The sequence below is a fragment of the Mesorhizobium sp. WSM4819 genome (assembly GCF_055811215.1).
The window spans coordinates 1-1,899 of record NZ_JBVVQO010000078.1 but is presented as its reverse complement, the minus strand read 5'-3'; the positions used below and the strand labels follow the sequence as shown (position 1 = coordinate 1,899).

Here is a 1,899-nt window from a genome sequence, read left to right as displayed (position 1 = left end):
AGAGGAGGCGTGGCGCGGCAGGCGGCAAGTATCCACGGTGGCGCGGCCCGCGGCGAAACAATTTTATTTGTCGCGTGAGGAATGGGACGACTCGCTACGGGATCGCCAGTGCCTGCGTCTTACGATCCCGGTTGGTCGAATCCCCAAATTCTTCCACCTGCCGCGAGCCGGGCACGAATTCGCCGAGTTCGCCCAGGCGCGCACAAGCTCGGGGTTTAGTGTGGTGGTCACGGGCGAAGCTTCGGAACTGCGCCGAGCAGAGCGGCTGCTCGACCGTAAGTTCAGTCGCAAGATGGACCCGGTCGCCGATTGGCCGCAAATCCTCTCTGTCGAAAGAGGCTCTCTTCTGAAGGCGGAATTCGATCTCACGGAGGGCTTTGTCGACGGGCCATCCCGAATTGCAGTCGTTGCGGCAGCGGACATATTCGGTCCGTCATCGACTGCAAACGCGGGCTCTGGTAACGGCATAGCCGAACCCGAACTGCGGCTCGGCGATCTGGTTGTCCATGAAGACCATGGCGTGGGCGTCCTTGCCGCGATCGAACAAATTGAAGTGGCTGGTCTGCAACAGGATGTTGTGAAGCTTGAATATCATGGTGGCGCTTCCTTGCTGGTGCCAGTAGAGGAGTTTGGCCGTATATGGCGCTATGGATCCGAGCCAGATGCGATAGCCTTGGACCGACTAGATGGTGAAGGCTGGAAGAAGCGGCGCCAGTCTGTAGTCCGCGAGATCGAGAAGGTGGCCAAGCGGCTGGTCGCCATTGCGAAGGCCAGGTCCTGCCAGTCCGCCGAATTGATCAAGCCGCCGCATGCCGACCTTGCTCGCTTCGCGGCGCGATTCCCTTACCGCGCGACCCCCGACCAAGCTGCCGCAATCCGAGCCGTGATGGATGACCTGTCCTCGGGCAAAACGATGAACCGGCTGGTCTGCGGCGACGTCGGCTTCGGAAAGACCGAGGTGGCGCTTCGGGCGTGTGCTGCGGCCGCGTTTTGTGGCAAGCAGGTTGCTATCGTTGCGCCCACCACCGTGCTCGCGCGTCAGCACTACGAGACGTTCTGCCGGCGTTTCGCAGGGTTCAACATCCAAGTTGCTCACCTTTCCAGGGTGGTCGGATCGACAGAGGCAAGGAAAGTGAAGGACGGTCTGAGAAGCGGCAACATTGCGGTCGTCGTCGGGACCCATGCTGTTGCGGCCAAAGGGGTGGCCTTTAGCGATCTCGGGCTGCTCGTAATCGACGAAGAGCATCGGTTCGGGGCCAAGCTGAAGCAATCACTGCGAGGGTTGGCGCCATGCCTCCACACTCTGACCATGAGCGCTACCCCGATACCCCGCACGCTTCAGTTGGCGATGGCGGGCGTGCAGGAAGTCAGCGTCCTGAACACACCACCTGCCAAGCGGCGTCCGGTTCGCACCATCTTGGCTCCTTTCGATGCCGGCTCGGCCAAAGCTGCTCTATTGCGCGAATACCGCCGCGGAGGACAAAGCTTCTTTGTCGTACCACGCATAGATGACATCGAGACTGTCGTTGAACAACTGGGCAGGCTGGTTCCGCAGCTATCGGTGAAGATCGCGCATGGCGAAATGAAAGGGCGTGAACTGGACGAGATAGTTGTCCGGTTCGCAGCAGGCGAAGGCGACATTTTGTTGGCCACTGACATCATCGAAAGCGGACTTGATATACCGCGGGCAAACACCATTCTCGTTTGGCGGGCCGACCGTTTCGGACTTGCACAACTCCACCAGCTTCGAGGTCGTGTAGGCAGAGGAAGGGTGCAAGGCATTGCACTTCTCTTGACCGAGCCCGGCAGGGAATTGGCTGAAGCCACAAGGTCCCGACTTTCGGCTCTTGTAGCTCTCGACCGGCTTGGCTCTGGCCTGGCCATCAGCCAAAGGGACCT

General features: G+C 60.3%; 1 protein-coding gene. It reads left to right on the top strand.

Features of this window, described 5'->3' with window-relative positions; genetic code table 11:
- Nucleotides 1-1,899 (top strand): DEAD/DEAH box helicase (locus AC0L18_RS32275; protein ID WP_473495725.1); only part of this gene is annotated, 1,899 nt, incomplete at both ends.